Source organism: Priestia sp. YIM B13490 (assembly GCF_042787735.1).
GTDB classification, from domain to species: Bacteria; Bacillota; Bacilli; order Bacillales; family Bacillaceae_H; genus Priestia; species Priestia megaterium.
On sequence record NZ_JBHZOT010000006.1, the window covers coordinates 147,397 to 164,304 of the forward strand.

Consider the following 16,908-nt stretch of genomic DNA (forward strand, 5'->3'; position numbering starts at 1 on the left):
AATTCATGAGCATCAAAGCTGAAGAAATTAGTGCGCTGATCAAGCAGCAAATTGAAAACTATCAGTCTGAGATTAAAGTGAGTGATGTAGGTACTGTTATCCAAGTTGGGGACGGTATCGCACGTGCTCATGGCCTCGACAATGTCATGGCTGGAGAACTGGTTGAATTTTCAAATGGTGTCATGGGAATGGCACAAAACTTAGAAGAAAACAATGTAGGTATCATTATTTTAGGACCATATACGGAAATTCGTGAAGGTGACGAAGTTCGCCGTACAGGACGCATCATGGAAGTTCCAGTAGGGGAGCAGTTAATCGGTCGTGTTGTTAACTCATTAGGTCAGCCAGTAGACGGCTTAGGCCCAGTAGAAACAACAAAAACACGTCCAATTGAAGGTGCTGCACCTGGCGTTATGGATCGTAAATCAGTACATGAGCCGCTTCAAACAGGTATCAAGGCGATTGACGCACTTGTGCCGATCGGTCGTGGACAGCGTGAGTTAATTATCGGTGACCGTCAAACGGGTAAAACATCGGTAGCAATCGATACAATCTTAAACCAAAAAGATCAAGATATGGTATGTATCTATGTAGCGATTGGCCAAAAAGAATCAACAGTTCGTAACGTAGTAGAGACATTACGTAAACACGGTGCTCTAGATTACACAATCGTTGTAACAGCATCAGCTTCACAACCAGCTCCACTATTATTCTTAGCGCCATATGCTGGGGTAACAATGGGTGAAGAGTTTATGTATAACGGTAAGCACGTACTTGTTATTTACGATGACTTAACAAAACAAGCATCAGCTTATCGTGAACTTTCATTACTATTACGCCGTCCTCCAGGTCGTGAAGCGTATCCAGGGGATGTATTCTATCTGCACTCTCGTTTATTAGAGCGTGCGGCAAAGTTATCGGACGCAAAAGGTGGAGGTTCATTAACAGCTCTTCCATTTATTGAAACGCAAGCAGGAGACGTATCTGCTTATATCCCAACGAACGTAATTTCGATTACAGACGGACAAATTTTCTTACAGTCAGATCTATTCTTCTCAGGCGTGCGTCCTGCGATTAATGCTGGTCTTTCTGTATCACGTGTAGGGGGATCTGCACAAATTAAAGCGATGAAAAAGGTAGCAGGTACACTGCGTCTAGACCTTGCATCTTATCGTGAGCTTGAATCGTTTGCTCAGTTCGGTTCTGATCTTGACCAAGCAACTCAAGCAAAATTAAATCGAGGAGCGCGTACAGTTGAAATCTTAAAACAAGGTTTACACAAACCGCTTCGCGTAGAAAAACAAGTAGCTGTGCTTTACGCATTAACAAAAGGCTTCTTAGATGATGTTCCGGTATCAGATATTACGCGCTTTGAAGACGAGTACTTAACATGGTTAGAGTCAAACCGTAAAGAAGTACTTGAATCAATCCGTACAACTGGTGGACTTCCTGAAGCTGGCGTATTCGAATCAGCACTTGAAGAATTCAAGAAAACATTTATTGCATCTGAATAATATATTGTCAGCATGGTATGTTAAGACAATCTTTCAATAAGGTGAAGGTGAACATTTGTTCACCTTTCATACCACGTGATCTTCTAAAACAAGGTGGTGAAACCTTTGGCATCATTACGTGATATACAAACTCGAATCACATCGACGAAAAAAACGAGCCAGATTACGAAAGCAATGGAAATGGTTTCAGCTGCAAAGCTGAATAGAGCGGAACAAAATGCAAAATCGTTTGTTCCATACATGGAAAAAATTCAAGAAGTAGTCTCAAGCGTAGCCCTAGGCAGCAGAGGCGCTTCACATCCAATGCTAACTGCGCGCAGTGTGAAGAAGACTGGTTACATCGTAATCACTTCAGATCGCGGTCTAGCAGGAGCATATAACAGTAATATTTTGCGAAAAGTATCTCAAGCTATTGAAGAACGCCATCAATCACCTGATGAATACGGTGTGATTGCAATTGGACGAGTAGGGAGAGATTTCTTCGTGAAACGCGGCATTCCGGTTTTGCTTGAAATCACAGGCTTAGCAGATCAGCCAGCTTTTGCTGACATTCAAGGAATCGCTTCACAAACAGTTCAAATGTTTGCAGACGGTACGTTTGATGAACTTTACTTATACTACAATCACTTTATCAATACGATTTCACAAGAAGTGACGGAGAAGAAGCTATTGCCTCTAACAGATCTTCAACCTTCTGGTAAACTTGTTGGTTATGAATTTGAACCATCACAAGAAGAGATTTTAGAAGTATTACTTCCTCAGTATGCAGAGAGTTTAATTTACGGCGGCCTACTTGATGGAAAAGCAAGTGAGCATGCTGCTCGTATGACAGCGATGAAAAGTGCAACAGACAACGCAAAAGATCTTATCAATAATCTTACATTGTCATATAACCGTGCACGTCAAGCGGCAATTACCCAGGAAATTACGGAAATTGTTGGCGGAGCGGCAGCGTTAGAATAGAAAGTTTAATGGAAAAGCAAGTTAGGAGGGAACACGATGACAAAAGGACGCGTTACTCAAATCATGGGTCCAGTTGTAGACGTAAAGTTTGACAACGGACACCTTCCGGCAATTTATAACGCCCTTAAAATTTCACATAAACCGAGCAGTGCAAGTGAAGTTGCAATCGAATTAACATTAGAAGTTGCGATTCACTTAGGTGATAACACAGTTCGTACAGTAGCAATGTCATCCACTGACGGCTTAGTTCGTGGATTAGAAGTAGAAGATACAGGTGCAGCAATCTCAGTACCAGTTGGTGACGTTACGTTAGGTCGTGTATTTAACGTATTAGGTGAAAAAATCGACTTAGACGCCCCAATCGATGCAGGTGCACGTCGTGATCCAATCCACCGTCAAGCACCAAAGTTCGAAAATCTATCTACACAAGCTGAAATTCTTGAAACAGGTATTAAAGTAGTAGACTTATTAGCTCCTTACATTAAAGGTGGAAAAATCGGTCTATTCGGTGGTGCCGGTGTAGGTAAAACAGTATTGATTCAAGAATTAATCAATAACATTGCTCAAGAGCACGGCGGTATTTCAGTATTCGCTGGTGTAGGTGAGCGTACGCGTGAAGGTAATGACTTATACCATGAAATGACAGATTCTGGTGTTATTAAGAAGACGGCTATGGTATTTGGCCAAATGAATGAGCCACCTGGTGCACGTCAACGTGTTGCATTAACAGGATTAACAATGGCAGAATACTTCCGTGACGAACAAGGTCAAGACGTATTATTCTTTATTGATAATATCTTCCGTTTCACACAAGCGGGTTCAGAAGTATCAGCATTACTTGGCCGTATGCCATCAGCAGTAGGTTATCAGCCAACATTAGCGACAGAAATGGGTCAGCTTCAAGAGCGTATCACGTCAACAAGCGTAGGTTCTGTAACATCGATTCAAGCGATTTACGTACCAGCCGATGACTATACGGATCCAGCTCCAGCGACAACATTTGCTCACTTAGATGCAACAACAAACTTAGAGCGTAAATTATCAGAGATGGGTATTTACCCTGCGGTAGATCCATTAGCATCTACATCTCGCGCTTTATCTCCTGAAATTGTTGGAGAAGAGCACTATGCAATTGCGCGTCAAGTTCAACAAACGTTACAGCGTTATAAAGAGTTACAAGATATCATTGCAATCCTAGGTATGGATGAGTTATCTGATGAAGATAAACTTGTTGTACAACGTGCTCGTCGCGTTCAATTCTTCTTGTCTCAAAACTTCCACGTAGCAGAACAATTTACAGGTCAAAAAGGTTCTTATGTTCCTGTAAAAGAAACTGTTAAAGGATTTAAAGAGATCTTGGAAGGTAAATACGATCATTTACCTGAAGATGCGTTCCGTTTAGTTGGTCGCATTGAAGAAGTTATTGAAAATGCGAAACGTATGGGAGTAGAAGTTTAATTTAAGGGACATAGGAGGTTTTTTAAATGAAGACAATCCATGTCAGTGTAGTGACTCCTGATGGCCCAGTTTACGAATCAGAAGTGGAAATGGTAAGTACCCGAGCACAGAGTGGTGAGCTTGGTATTTTACATGGCCATATTCCGATGGTTGCTCCTTTACAAATTGGAGCCGTCCGCTTGAAGAAAGCAAGCAGTACAGAACTTGTGGCTGTTAGCGGAGGATTTCTTGAAGTAAGACCTGACAAAGTAACAATTCTTGCACAGGCTGCTGAAACAGCTGAAGAGATTGACATAGCTCGTGCAGAAGAAGCGAAAAAGCGCGCTGAAATGCGCCTTGATAGCAAACAAGATGACGTTGATGTTAAGCGTGCTGAAATTGCCTTAAAACGGGCAGTCAATCGTTTAGATATTAGTCAACGTAAGTTCTAAAAAAAGCCCTCTCAAACGAATGAGAGGGCTTTTTTGCTCTATTATACAAAAAGGGAAGAGCAAATAGGATTGATCTATGATTATATATTCCATTTAACTAAGCGCATCTATCTTCTTTATTTTGCTCAATAGTGGAAAAGGATCTTAAAATAGGGAATAAAATAAATGTTTTTCATGTTACCGTTTACGAATTTGCATAAGTGTGCTTTAATATGAAAAGAAGAGACGATGATCGTCTCTTCTTTTCATATGGTGTTTAAAAGGAGTGCTTTTATTGTTTGGAGGAATTGAACAGCAAACGTTACTAACCATGATTTCACATTTGATTTTTATTGTGATTACTTGGTATGCTTTGCAAGGCTTTCAAATTGAAAAGCTGATGAAACCTAATCATGTGTTTCAAGCAAAATTAATGCTTATTTTATTGACCATTACGATTTCATCAACAGTAAGTAATTTCTTTTTGGATTATTTATTTTGGTCACAGCGCATTCCCTCATTTTTTCAATGATTGGCAAGCTATGAGTCTATGATAAAATAGGCGTTCATTCATTGAAGATATACGAATTTATACGCTAATGTATGTCGCTATGTCTAAATATGACGACCCTTTTCATGTATGTATCATCGCCTTCTGGAAAGACTGATGAGTACGGAGAGGGAGTGGCGAAATGTTTAAAAAAATTAGTGTCTTTTTGGCTATTTTCATTACTGGCTTATTCGTATATCATGGAAGTTATGTGAGCAATGCCCAAAACAATGAAACTACTATTGAGAAGATTGTTCACACCTTAAATAAGCAGCATGTTTCGTTAACTGAAGTATCGTTGTATGCAAGAGAAGAAGTAAAAGCTGTTACTGACCAAAAAACCTTTTATTCGCAAGCTAAAAGTATTAAAAGTAATTTTAGAGGTTTTAAATGGGAAGTGAAGAGGGAAAGAGACCTATGGAAAGCAATAGGTACACGCAAAAGTGAAGATGTGAACGAAGTCATTCTGTTAACTTATGCGATCGATGAACACAGCAATGCGTACATATCGTATCATGTAACGGGACAAGGTTTGAAAGAAAAAAATATGACCCATTTTCAAAATGTATTTCAGACAAATTATGAAAAAATTTTCCTATCAGAACCCATAATTTTCTCTTGTGCAACTGGGGAAATCAATGATAAGATGGAAAGTGTTTTGTCTGTTGAAATTCAAGACCTATTACGAGCTTTCAATGCTAAACCAGTGGAATCTCTAGTGGAAGAGTCATTTACCTCTGTTTCAGCATATACTGGACTGTGGAAAGAAGCTCTTCAAACGAAAAAGCAGGAAATGAACTTACAAATTGCATTACGCAAGACAAGAATGGGCGGTCAAACAACCATAGTTGTTGGCACACCTATCATTACGTCTGAATATTAATATAGAGAAAATGGACGCGGAGGGGAATACCTTGGAAAAAATCATCGTCCGCGGTGGAAATAGATTAAGCGGTACAGTTAAAGTTGAAGGAGCAAAAAACGCCGTTTTACCTATTATCACTGCAACCTTATTAGCTAGTGAAGGAAAAACAATTCTAAATGATGTACCAGCTCTCTCCGATGTATTTACGATTGGCGAAGTTTTAAGACATCTGAATGCAGAAGTAGATTTTGAAACAAATCGTGTAGTTGTAGATGCATCAAGAGAGTTAAAAACAGATGCACCTTTTGAATATGTAAGAAAAATGCGCGCTTCAGTACTTGTAATGGGTCCTTTATTGGCGCGTACAGGTGAGGCTCGTGTAGCTTTACCTGGCGGATGTGCAATTGGATCAAGACCGATTGATCAGCATCTTAAAGGCTTTGAAGCAATGGGTGCTAAAGTTCAAGTAGGAAATGGTTTTATTGATGCAAAAGTTGAAGGAAGACTAAAAGGTGCTAAAATTTATTTAGACTTCCCAAGTGTAGGCGCCACAGAAAATATTATGATGGCAGCAGCATTAGCGGAAGGCACTACAATTATGGAAAACGTAGCAAAAGAACCTGAGATTGTCGATTTAGCAAACTTCTTAAACGCAATGGGCGCTAAAGTTCGCGGTGCAGGAACTGGTACGATCCGTATTGAAGGTGTTAATAAATTATATGGTGCAGAACATGCAATTATTCCAGATCGTATCGAAGCTGGAACATTCATGGTAGCAGCAGCTATTACAGGTGGAAACGTACTTGTACGCGGTGCAGTAGCAGAGCACATCAGTTCACTTGTTGCTAAAATGGAAGAAATGGGTGTTGAAATTACTGAAGAAGGCGACGGCTTACGTGTTGTAGGACCTGAAAAGCTAAAATCAGTAGATATTAAAACAATGCCTCATCCAGGGTTCCCTACAGATATGCAATCTCAAATGATGGCATTATTATTAGCAGCAGAAGGCACAAGTATGATTACAGAAACAGTTTTTGAAAACCGCTTTATGCACGTAGAAGAGTTTCGCCGCATGAACGCTGATATTAAAATTGAAGGACGCTCTGTTATTATTAACGGACCTACTCAACTACAAGGCGCTGAAGTAGCAGCAACAGATCTTCGTGCAGCAGCAGCGTTAACATTAGCAGGACTTGTAGCAGACGGCTATACGCGTGTAACGGAATTAAAACACCTTGATCGTGGTTATGTAAATTTCCACAATAAATTAGCCGCTTTGGGTGCTGATATTGAACGTGTAAATGACGAAACAAAGCAAGTAGAACAAACTCAACAGGCTTCAGACGTCAAGTAAATATGTCATAAAAAAAGCATCTCATAGCGAGATGCTTTTTTTGTCGTTGGACGACCCTTATGGCCGGTTTGCTGTCATAAAAGGTTGTCCACCTCCATACATATGGGATATAGGGATATAGGTGTTCCTTGTCAAAATAATAGATATGGAGGCTAGGCGTTCATGAAACAAGCAAAGCCAATCGTCGTACTAGGAGTCATCTTTTTTTTCGTTGTGTTACTCATCCCAACACTTCTCGTTGTTCCTTTTACTGAAAAGACAGATGGAAAGCTACATGAAAATGTCAAACAGACCCCAAAAACCGAAAAACTACAAAAAGTGACAGCGTCTCCTCTTGACGTCAGTGTTTATCGTACGGAAACGAAAAAAGTAGAAAAACTGCCGCTCGAAGACTATCTTGTAGGGGTAGTAGCAGCTGAAATGCCTGCTACTTTTGAGCTTGAAGCACTTAAGGCTCAAAGTTTGGCAGCCAGAACCTATATTGTGCAAACTATGATGAATGGAAATAGTCATCTTCCCCAAGGAGCGGATGTGACTGATACCGTAGAGTACCAAGTATATTTAAATAAAGATGAGCTAAGAAGCAGATGGAACAAAGACTATGATTGGAAAATCAAAAAAATTCAAGAAGCAGTGAAGGACACCCAAGGTCAAATTCTTACGTATAAAAATAAGCCAATTAATGCTACGTTCTTTTCTACCAGCAATGGTTACACTGAAAACTCAGAAGCGTATTGGAAGAATTCCATTCCTTATCTAAAAAGTGTAGCTAGTCCATGGGATAAAAAGTCCCCTGAATTTACAAATCAGAAAGTAATGTCTGTTGCTAGCTTTGAACAGAGGCTTGGAGTGAAATTAACAAACAGTGGATCAGTAGGTGAAATCGTCTCTAGAACGCCGGGGCAGCGCGTAGATTACGTAAAGATAAACGGTAAAGAACTGTCGGGAAAAGATGTTCGGGAAAAACTGGGTTTATCGTCAGCCGACTTTCATTGGACAAAAAAAGGTAATGAAATTATCATCAACACAAAAGGATATGGACATGGTATTGGGATGAGTCAGTACGGAGCAAATGGTATGGCACTAGAAGGAAAAACCTATAAAGATATTGTTACTCATTATTATACAGGTGTTGCGATTACCCCTAACGATCAGTTTGTTGCACAATTGACAGCTAAACGCTAATTCAAAGACCCTTATAGCAGGGTCTTTTTTTATGTTTTTCACTTTTTTTAAATAAAATGTATATTTTAGATTCATCTGTTGAAAAATAATCGAAAAAAATTTTTTATCGCTGTGTATATATTCATTCAATTGTGTTCAGACTGATTGCTGAGGTGATGATATATGAGAGAGGAAGAAAAGAAACGTACTTCTCCAAAATCGAAAGTTCAAAAATTAGTTAGAAAGCGTTGGGTGTTCCCGGCTATCTATTTAGCGAGTGCAGCAATTATTCTTACAGCAGTCCTTTGGTTTCAAGCTAATGGAAACGATATTAGCAAAGAAGACAAAAGCGGCTATAGCCAAGACGGTACGGCTTATCGAGACGACGCTGTAGAGGTAAATGCTTCGCTTGAAAATTTAAAAATGCCAGTTGCTAGTGAAGCATCAGCTATCGTGAAAAAGCCTTTCTACGACGATCAAGCATCTGAAAAACAGCAAGAAGAAGCACTAGTTTTCTACAACAATACGTATCATCCAAACACAGGTGTTGACTTAGCTGTTAAGGGAGATAAATCATTTGATGTTGTAGCAGCAGCTAGCGGTACAGTAACAAAAGCAACAAAAGATCCTTTACTAGGTTATGTAGTAGAAATTGATCACAAAGATGGTTTAGTCACACAGTATCAATCTCTTGAGAAAGCTGATGTAGAAGTAGGAGATATTGTTAAACAAGGCCAAACGATCGCAAAAGCTGGAAAAAGCTTATATAATCAAGAAGCAAAAACACATGTACATTTTGAAGTTCGTAAAGATGGTGTAGCAATTAATCCAAGCAGTTATTTTGGAAAATCTGTTAGTTCTATCAAAGAAGTCAAAGCAGCTGAAGTAACAGAACCAAAAGACGACTCTTCTTCTGAAGAATCAAAGGATAGCGAAAAATCATCTGATGAAAAGACTAAAGAAGATAAAGATTCAAAACACCCTTCAACAGATACGTCTAAACCAAATGCATAAGGCAAGACCCTAAATACGAAAAGAAGCTGGATAAAATCGAGCTTCTTTTTTTATGAATTTTTCTAAAATGAGATGCATTATGTTAAAAAAGTAAATAAAAAACACTAAATTTTCAAAAAAATATAAGAAATCACTTGTCCTTACTGACTTTTCTAGCATATATCTGCACACAAGCTAATAAACTGTTACAAACCTATAAAGAGAATGTTAGAAAAGGGATAATATATACATTCCCTTGGATACTTCTCATATCCAATTTGGGGAGGGCGAGTAGTGTGCACGATTACATCAAAGAGAGAACTATCAAGATTGGAAAGTATATTGTAGAAACAAAGAAAACAGTTCGTGTAATTGCGAAAGAATTTGGCGTTTCGAAAAGTACTGTCCATAAAGATTTAACAGAGCGTCTACCAGAAATAAATCCTGAGTTAGCAAATGAAGTAAAAGAAATTCTTGATTATCATAAATCTATTCGGCATTTGCGTGGAGGAGAAGCAACAAAATTAAAGTACAAAAAGGAAGAAGAAACTGTAAAATGAAAAAATGCCCAATATTGCCTTTTTTATAGAGGTAGTATAGGGCATTTTATTTTTTGGATAAAATAGGTATATAATAAATATTTTTGCTAATAACAACATACATATACAAATTGTGATAAAATAGTAAATTAGGAAAAAAGAATGGTTATCATGCAAAGATATGTAAATAGAAGGAGGATTTAAGGTATGTTAGCAAAAGACATTGGTATCGATTTAGGTACAGCTAACGTCTTAATTCACGTTAAAGGCAAAGGAATTGTGTTAAATGAACCGTCTGTTGTGGCGATTGATAAAAATACAAATAGAGTGCTAGCAGTAGGGGAAGAAGCGAGACGTATGGTAGGAAGAACGCCCAGTAATATTATTGCCATTCGTCCCTTAAAAGATGGTGTTATCGCTGACTTCGAAATTACAGAGTCTATGCTCAAACACTTTATTAACAAATTAAATGTAAAAGGTTTTTTATCCAAGCCTCGCATTTTAATTTGTTGTCCAACAAATATTACCTCTGTTGAACAAAAAGCCATTCGCGAAGCTGCTGAAAAGAGCGGTGGAAAAACCATTTATTTGGAAGAAGAACCAAAAGTCGCGGCAATTGGCGCTGGAATGGATATCTTTCAGCCGAGCGGAAATATGGTCGTAGATATTGGTGGAGGTACAACCGATGTGGCCGTCCTTTCAATGGGCGATATCGTAACAGCAGCTTCTATTAAGATGGCTGGTGATCGTTTTGATGCCGAAATTTTGCAGTACATTAAGCAAAAATATAAGCTCTTAATCGGAGAGCGTACAGCAGAAGAAATTAAAGTGAAAATTGGTACGGTGTTTCCTAAAGCTCGTAATGAAGAGCTGGACATTCGAGGGCGAGATATGGTTTCAGGCCTACCTCGTACGATTACTGTTTATTCTGAAGAAGTAGAGGAGGCACTTAGAGAGTCTGTCAGCGTCATTGTACAAGCTTCGAAAAGTGTATTAGAGCGTACACCTCCTGAACTTTCTGCCGATATTATAGACAGAGGCGTTATTTTAACTGGTGGTGGAGCATTGCTTCACGGTATGGATCAGCTGTTAGCGGAAGAATTAAAGGTGCCTGTGCTAATTGCAGAAAATCCAATGGGTTGTGTAGCTGTTGGAACAGGTATTATGCTCGATAATATTGATAAACTATCTCGTCGCAATATTGTTTAAATAAATGAAGACTCCTCTATTGGCTCGTTTCATACAGAGGAGTCTCTTCTTTTATCTATTATACTCTGTGAGCTGGCTATAACGAGCAACGTTTACTTGTAAGGAGGATGAAGTATGTTTAAAGGGTTTTACACGGCAGCGGCGGGTATGCTGTCTCAACAGCGTCAAACTGACTTATTAACGAATAACATAGCAAATGCTAATACGCCAGGATTTAAAGCAGATCAAGGTACGTTAAAGGCATTTCCTGATATGTTGCTGCAGCGAATGGAATCTGAAGATTTACCTACTGACCGTAGCATCTCTGTTCAGAACAAAAAAGAAATAGGTACGATTAATACGGGCGTGTATATGCAAGAAACAGTTCCAAATTTTACACAAGGTGATCTTCAGCAAACGTCTCAATCAACTGATATTGCATTGATGGAGCAAAATATGCCTACAAAAGAGGGCGGACTATTTTTTGTGGTACAAAGCCCTGATAATACGCCTCAATATACAAGAAACAGTAATTTTACATTAGGTCAGGAAGGGTTTTTAACTACGTCTACCGGAGCTTATGTATTAAATACAAATAATCAACCAATTCAACTAAAAAGTGAAAACTTTACAGTTGATTCACAAGGTAACGTAACGGAAAATAATCAGCAGGTCGCACAAATCGATATTGCTTATGCTAGTGACTTACAAACGATTAAAAAGGCAGGGAATGGATTGTATGAAACGCTGAACAATCAGCCTTTGCCTTCAGCAAGAAATAATCCAGGCATTTCTTATCAGTTAAAGCAAGGATTTGTTGAACGTTCCAATGTAGATGCTGCTCAAAGTATGACTGATTTACTAACGGCTTACAGAGCTTTTGAGGCAAATCAAAAAATAATGCAAGCTTACGATAGAAGCATGGATAAAGCGGCAAATGAAATTGGGCGTGTGCGCTAAAAGCAACAGGGGAGATGAGAAGGATGAACCGTACAATGATAACAGCGGCCAATACGATGGGACAGCTGCAGCAGCAGCTTGATGTCATTGGTCATAATCTATCTAATACAAATACGACAGGATATAAAGCGAGAGATGCTTCATTTAATGATATGCTGTATCAACAAGTAAACAATCAAGAAGATAAGGGAACAGAAAAGCGGCTTACGCCAGCTGGAATTTGGCAAGGCACAGGCGCTTATTTAGATCAAACGAGCTTGAATATGACGCAAGGTGCTTTTCAGAATACAGATAAACTATTAGATGTAGCTGCATCAAATCCAAACGTTTATTTTCAAGTTGCCGTAAACGATTCCCAACAGCCTGTACAATATACGAGAGATGGTTCTTTTCATCTTAGCCCTGAAGGCCCGAACAATGTTAAATTAGTAAACGGTTCTGGTCAGGATGTGCTGGGAGAAAATGGTCAAGCTATTATTTTCAGTAACGCGTTCAAAGATATACAAATTGATGGAAGTGGAACGATAACGGTTACTATGAATAAGGGTGTTGACCAGTTTACACTTGGATTAACAAATGTCCAAAAGCCTCAGGTGCTCGAAGCTAAAGGAGAAAATCTATTTGCCTTTCCAGCAGGGATGAACCAACCGAATATGTTTACAGATTTGACTGGAAAAGCTCGAGAAACAGCAGGCGTAGAGCAAGGGAAATTGGAACAGTCAAATGTAGATTTGAGTAAAGAACTTACTGATATGTCCATTGCTCAACGTGCGTATCAATTTAATTCCCGCTCTATTTCAATTGCAGATCAAATGATGGGCTTAGTTAATGGAATCAGAGCTTAAGCAAGTAGTTGCTTCTCAATTGAGCATTCTGTATATTGATAATAGTATCGTATGTTACATGCGGTTTGAAAGGAGACTTATTTATGCTTGATATTGAACAAATTAAAGAAATTATTCCACACCGATATCCATTTTTATTGGTCGATCGTATTTTAGAAGTGGAAGAGGGAAAAAAAGCAGTTGGTTTAAAAAACGTATCTGCCAATGAAGAATTTTTTAACGGGCATTTCCCTGACTATCCTGTGATGCCAGGGGTTTTAATTGTAGAAGCTTTGGCTCAGGTAGGAGCAGTAGCTATGCTAAAAAAAGAAGAAAATCAAGGACGTTTAGCATTTTTTGCAGGCATTGACAACTGCCGCTTTAAAAAGCAAGTAAGACCTGGTGATCAACTGCGTTTAGAGGTTGAAATTGTACGTGCGCGTGGATCTATTGGCAAAGGAAAAGGTATCGCAACTGTAGATGGAGAGTTAGTCTGCGAAACAGATATTATGTTTGCTTTAGGCGATAAAAAAGAATAGTACATAAGAGCTGCTGATGCAGCTTTTTTTATTGGCGCTGCAAAGCAGAAAAAAGTTTCTTTAATAAAGGTATAATATCCGTTAGCAACTCTTTTTGAAGTGTTGGTGACAGAGATGAAAATTGTAAGAGCACGTGTTTCAATAAGGGCTGTTTATCTATGAGGGTTAAAATGGTCTCGTCGTGTGAATCCGATTCACATTTTCTTGTTAAGTAAAGAAGTTGGAAGTCATGTAAATGATCTTGTTTATAAGAGGAAGGCTCAATAAGTTGGTCCAGCGTAATTTGAAAACAATTACATAGAGATAAAAAATCAAAAATGGAAGGCGTTTGTTTTGAACATTCCCATTTTGAAATAGTTGTACGAGAAACATTCAACTGATTTGCTAATTCTTCTTGTGAAAATCCTCCTTTTAGTCTGAACTGCTTAATTCTTTCTCCAAAATCCTTCATATGCATCACCTGATTTCGTAAAGATAAATATATGTCTTATTGTTCGAATGTAGTTCATATTCTTTGTAATATGCTAAATTCGCACAATATGAAACATATACACTTTAACTTCTGCAATAAAGGGAATAAAACCTGTTTTTATTTCTTTTTTTTCTCTAAAAAGATTCATTTTTTTGCCTGGATATAAAAAAAAGAACAAAAATAAAGGTTTTTATAGTAAAAAAATCCTATTTTTTGTTCGGTATATTGAAAAAAATGGTTGAATAACGGGGAAAAATGCATTAATATACGAATTACAAAGAAAAAGGAGTGAAAAAATGACAAATTTTTATTTGAAAAGGCAAGGCGCTCGCATAAGAGATAATCGCTTCAAACGTTCTAATTGTGCTCATTTATTTTTAGGAAAAAAAGAAAGGTACCTCTCCAGTCAGTTCTCTTTTCTTTACCCTTCTCATGCACCAACGAAAAAGACCGCAAACAATAATCCTCTCTTTTAAATCCAGACACCTTGAGATGACTTGACTTATTTTTTAGATGTACTTTTTATCGGTCTGTTTCGAAGCTGCAGTTTGAACTGTTGAAGTAAATCTTGACCTGATAACCCTTGGTTAATTAAATCCTCTAAGAGCATTTCAGCATAATGAAGTCTCCGTTCTTTTAAAACACCTTTCATCAACAAACTAATACGATTTTCACCAATTGAAGTAATGGAAGCCACGGTAGCTATAAAGGTAGCCGGATCATTTGTTTCTTTCGTAATTTTAGCTTCTACCGTCATTTTTTGTTTATCTTTCAACAAAACATGAAATTCATCGTACCATTTCTTATCGATAACTGCTTCTAAAATCCAGTTATTTTCGCCGTCTTCTTTATTAATAATAAGGCCATTAGTGAGTGAGACAGACTGACGCTTTTCTTGATCATCAACCAATTGAAATGACACAAGTTTAAATGTTTTCATTGATGTTTCCTCCTTTACGTAAATAGTAGGTTATCCATATTATAACATGAATGAGCTTAAAGATTCCCATTATTCAATCAGTTGGAGTGGTAGACTATGATTAACCATATTGTTCTTGTAGGAAGACTGACAAAAAAACCTGAGCTTAGATATACCCATGAAGGGATTGCAGTATCTACTATTACTTTAGCAATTAATCGAACGTTTCGAAATGTTGAAGGTGAATATGATGCTGATTTTGTCAACATTACTCTGTGGAGAAAAAATGCAGAAAATACGGCTGCTTACTGTGATAAAGGAGCGGTTGTAGGTGTAGTAGGGCGTGTACAAACGCGCACATTTGAAAATAATCTTCAGCAACGAGTATATATGACCGACGTTGTGGCTGATGCTGTTAAGTTTTTAAGTGGAAAGCCATCCGGTTTTTCTTCATTTGATTCAAATCAACAAGAAGAATAAAGTTATCTAGTATGAAAGGGGGTGATTAGTTCAGCTAAGGTTTTAATTCCTCTTATCTATCATAATAGAAGATAGATCCTTTTTAAGAGCAAGGCTCTTTCTATGTTATCAAGAGAGAAAATTAAAGTATTCACTATCCCCGAACTATTCCTCTATTTCAGCCGTTAAATCATTTAACGGTTTTTTTCTGTATATAAGAGATTGAGACATAACTGAATTAATGCAATCTAAAGACAAACAAATGGGATGAGCTAGTATGGATCATTTGTTACACCACTGTTGATTTCCGTGCAAGGCTTCGCTTTCCGCGGACGGCTGATGAGCCTCCTCGTCACTTGCGCGCGGTTTCATCTATTCTGCTTTTCTCCCAGGAGTCTTCGCTTTGCCCTCCGCTCAACAGCTAGAAGCACCTACATATATGAAACCTACGTCGACCCTACCAATGAAAAAATCCGAACGAGTTTGATTCTCCATCAAGAATCAAACTCGTTCGGATCTTCCCTCAACTAAAATACTTTTGTTTCAGCTTCTATCAATTATTTAGAAAATCTTTTTGCACCTAAGTAGCGCTTGCTCCAGTAGCTGTTATCTAAGCTTGCAATGGTTACACCCGTAGAAGATCCAGCATGAATAAATTGACGATTACCAAGGTAAATGCCCATATGTGTAGGACCGCTAGAATATGTATTAAAAAACACTAAGTCTCCAGGCTGTGGATTACTGACGGGTGTTGATACACTCCAATAACCAGCCGTCGTATAGCGCGTTGTAGAAATTTGTTGTTTCGTTACGTAATAAATGAATCCGCTGCAGTCAAAACCAGAAGGAGTTGTGCCACCCCATTTGTAAGGAACACCTATATAACGTTTTGCATCTGAAATCATTTGCGATACATTTAATGTTCCGTTAGAAGTTGAAGGTGTGGATGTACTTGGTTTTGTTGTTGGCGTAGTTGTTTGGCTGCTTTTTGATACCTTTAATTGTTGATTTACATAAATCGTATTAGACGTTAATCCGTTTACTTGTTTTAGCTCACTCACGCTCATGTGAAATGTCGAAGCTATTTTAGATAGGCTATCTCCACGCTGAACTTTGTAAGTTCCGTTTGCATCCTTAGAAGGAGTTTCTGCTGGTTTACTCGTAGTTGGAGTCGATGCGCTATTGCTTCCATTTACTTTTAACGTTTGGTTAATATAAATAATGTTAGAAGAAAGAGCGTTCAAACGTTTTAATTCTTCTACGCTCATATTAAAACGAGTAGCAACTTTCCAAAGGGTATCGCCGCTTTGAACTTTATAAGTCGAACCAGTAGCAGGAGCTGAAGGCTTTTCTTCCTTATTAGATGGTTGAGAGGTTGAAGCAGAAGGAATCGATAACGTTTGTCCTATGTGAATTGTATTTGAAGATAACTTATTTACGCTTTTTAAAGCTTCTACCGTTGTATGGTATTTGGTAGATAATGACCAAAGTGTATCTCCAGCTTTTACTTGAACAGTTGAAGCAGATGCTTCAGCTGAAGCTTGATATAAGAATGTCCCGCCAACAATGGCGCCTAGAGATAAAGCGAGCTGCCTTTTTTTCATTAATAAATCCCCCTAATTATGTAAATGTTCCGTGTTTATTTTTCCAATATGTCTATTAAATTACAAAAATATTATATGTATAAATATGCTGGAATTTAAAGAGAAAGTAAAGGGCCTTTTTCGCTATAAAAAT

General features: G+C 38.1%; 18 protein-coding genes. 15 read left to right on the forward strand and 3 right to left on the reverse strand.

Annotated features, from left to right (window positions below; translation table 11 throughout):
• The first annotated feature begins 5 nt into the window (after positions 1-5).
• The 14 genes from atpA to fabZ all read left to right on the forward strand — a co-directional run bounded on the left by atpA (position 6) and on the right by fabZ (position 13,321).
• The gene (gene atpA / locus ACFX4R_RS18860; protein ID WP_013085461.1) at positions 6-1,514 is read left to right on the forward strand and encodes a F0F1 ATP synthase subunit alpha; all 1,509 of its coding nucleotides are present in this window, start codon (positions 6-8) and stop codon (positions 1,512-1,514) included.
• A gap of 105 nt (positions 1,515-1,619) precedes the next feature.
• Complete coding sequence (locus ACFX4R_RS18865) at positions 1,620-2,477, forward strand: F0F1 ATP synthase subunit gamma (protein WP_013059800.1); 858 nt, start codon at positions 1,620-1,622, stop codon at positions 2,475-2,477.
• Between the two features lie 36 nt (positions 2,478-2,513).
• Positions 2,514-3,935, forward strand: coding sequence for a F0F1 ATP synthase subunit beta (gene atpD / locus ACFX4R_RS18870; protein ID WP_013059799.1), 1,422 nt, complete (start codon positions 2,514-2,516; stop codon positions 3,933-3,935).
• Between the two features lie 26 nt (positions 3,936-3,961).
• Entirely contained in the window at positions 3,962-4,366 is a 405-nt protein-coding gene (locus ACFX4R_RS18875) for a F0F1 ATP synthase subunit epsilon (protein WP_013085460.1), read from the forward strand.
• A 274-nt stretch (positions 4,367-4,640) separates the two neighbouring features.
• Positions 4,641-4,877 carry a DUF1146 family protein gene (locus ACFX4R_RS18880; protein WP_013059797.1) on the forward strand — a complete coding sequence of 79 codons (237 nt, stop codon included), beginning with the start codon at positions 4,641-4,643 and terminating at the stop codon, positions 4,875-4,877.
• Between the two features lie 160 nt (positions 4,878-5,037).
• Positions 5,038-5,778 (forward strand): YwmB family TATA-box binding protein, encoded by a 741-nt coding sequence (locus tag ACFX4R_RS18885; RefSeq protein WP_013059796.1) that lies wholly within the window; start codon positions 5,038-5,040, stop codon positions 5,776-5,778.
• A 31-nt stretch (positions 5,779-5,809) separates the two neighbouring features.
• Positions 5,810-7,114 carry a UDP-N-acetylglucosamine 1-carboxyvinyltransferase gene (murA, locus tag ACFX4R_RS18890; protein WP_013085458.1) on the forward strand — a complete coding sequence of 435 codons (1,305 nt, stop codon included), beginning with the start codon at positions 5,810-5,812 and terminating at the stop codon, positions 7,112-7,114.
• 162 nt (positions 7,115-7,276) lie between these two features.
• Positions 7,277-8,299, forward strand: coding sequence for a stage II sporulation protein D (gene spoIID / locus ACFX4R_RS18895; protein WP_013059794.1), 1,023 nt, complete (start codon positions 7,277-7,279; stop codon positions 8,297-8,299).
• A gap of 162 nt (positions 8,300-8,461) precedes the next feature.
• Positions 8,462-9,292: a stage II sporulation protein SpoIIQ gene (gene spoIIQ, locus ACFX4R_RS18900; protein ID WP_016765919.1), complete on the forward strand. Its 831-nt coding sequence runs from the start codon at positions 8,462-8,464 to the stop codon at positions 9,290-9,292.
• 275 nt (positions 9,293-9,567) lie between these two features.
• Positions 9,568-9,831: a sporulation transcriptional regulator SpoIIID gene (gene spoIIID / locus ACFX4R_RS18905; protein WP_013059792.1), complete on the forward strand. Its 264-nt coding sequence runs from the start codon at positions 9,568-9,570 to the stop codon at positions 9,829-9,831.
• A gap of 186 nt (positions 9,832-10,017) precedes the next feature.
• On the forward strand, positions 10,018-11,019 hold the full coding sequence (gene mreB / locus ACFX4R_RS18910; RefSeq protein WP_013085455.1) for a rod shape-determining protein: 1,002 nt from the start codon (positions 10,018-10,020) through the stop codon (positions 11,017-11,019).
• Between the two features lie 114 nt (positions 11,020-11,133).
• Entirely contained in the window at positions 11,134-11,958 is an 825-nt protein-coding gene (locus ACFX4R_RS18915; protein WP_162215097.1) for a flagellar hook-basal body protein, read from the forward strand.
• A gap of 23 nt (positions 11,959-11,981) precedes the next feature.
• Positions 11,982-12,803 (forward strand): flagellar hook-basal body protein, encoded by an 822-nt coding sequence (locus ACFX4R_RS18920; RefSeq protein ID WP_043977466.1) that lies wholly within the window; start codon positions 11,982-11,984, stop codon positions 12,801-12,803.
• An 83-nt stretch (positions 12,804-12,886) separates the two neighbouring features.
• Positions 12,887-13,321 (forward strand): 3-hydroxyacyl-ACP dehydratase FabZ, encoded by a 435-nt coding sequence (gene fabZ / locus ACFX4R_RS18925; protein ID WP_013059788.1) that lies wholly within the window; start codon positions 12,887-12,889, stop codon positions 13,319-13,321.
• Between the two features lie 28 nt (positions 13,322-13,349).
• On the opposite strand, the gene ACFX4R_RS18930 is transcribed toward fabZ, so the two are convergent.
• Positions 13,350-13,772 carry a helix-turn-helix domain-containing protein gene (locus tag ACFX4R_RS18930; protein WP_034648293.1) on the reverse strand — a complete coding sequence of 141 codons (423 nt, stop codon included), beginning with the start codon at positions 13,770-13,772 and terminating at the stop codon, positions 13,350-13,352.
• A 523-nt stretch (positions 13,773-14,295) separates the two neighbouring features.
• The gene (locus tag ACFX4R_RS18935; RefSeq protein ID WP_014457773.1) at positions 14,296-14,733 is read right to left on the reverse strand and encodes a YwpF-like family protein; all 438 of its coding nucleotides are present in this window, start codon (positions 14,731-14,733) and stop codon (positions 14,296-14,298) included.
• 96 nt (positions 14,734-14,829) lie between these two features.
• On the opposite strand from ACFX4R_RS18935, the gene ssb reads away from it, so the two are divergent.
• Positions 14,830-15,192, forward strand: coding sequence for a single-stranded DNA-binding protein (gene ssb, locus ACFX4R_RS18940; protein ID WP_016765913.1), 363 nt, complete (start codon positions 14,830-14,832; stop codon positions 15,190-15,192).
• Positions 15,193-15,728: 536 nt separating this feature from the next.
• Here the strand turns inward: ssb and ACFX4R_RS18945 are convergent.
• Positions 15,729-16,775 (reverse strand): C40 family peptidase, encoded by a 1,047-nt coding sequence (locus tag ACFX4R_RS18945; protein WP_237075071.1) that lies wholly within the window; start codon positions 16,773-16,775, stop codon positions 15,729-15,731.
• Positions 16,776-16,908: the final 133 nt, after the last annotated feature.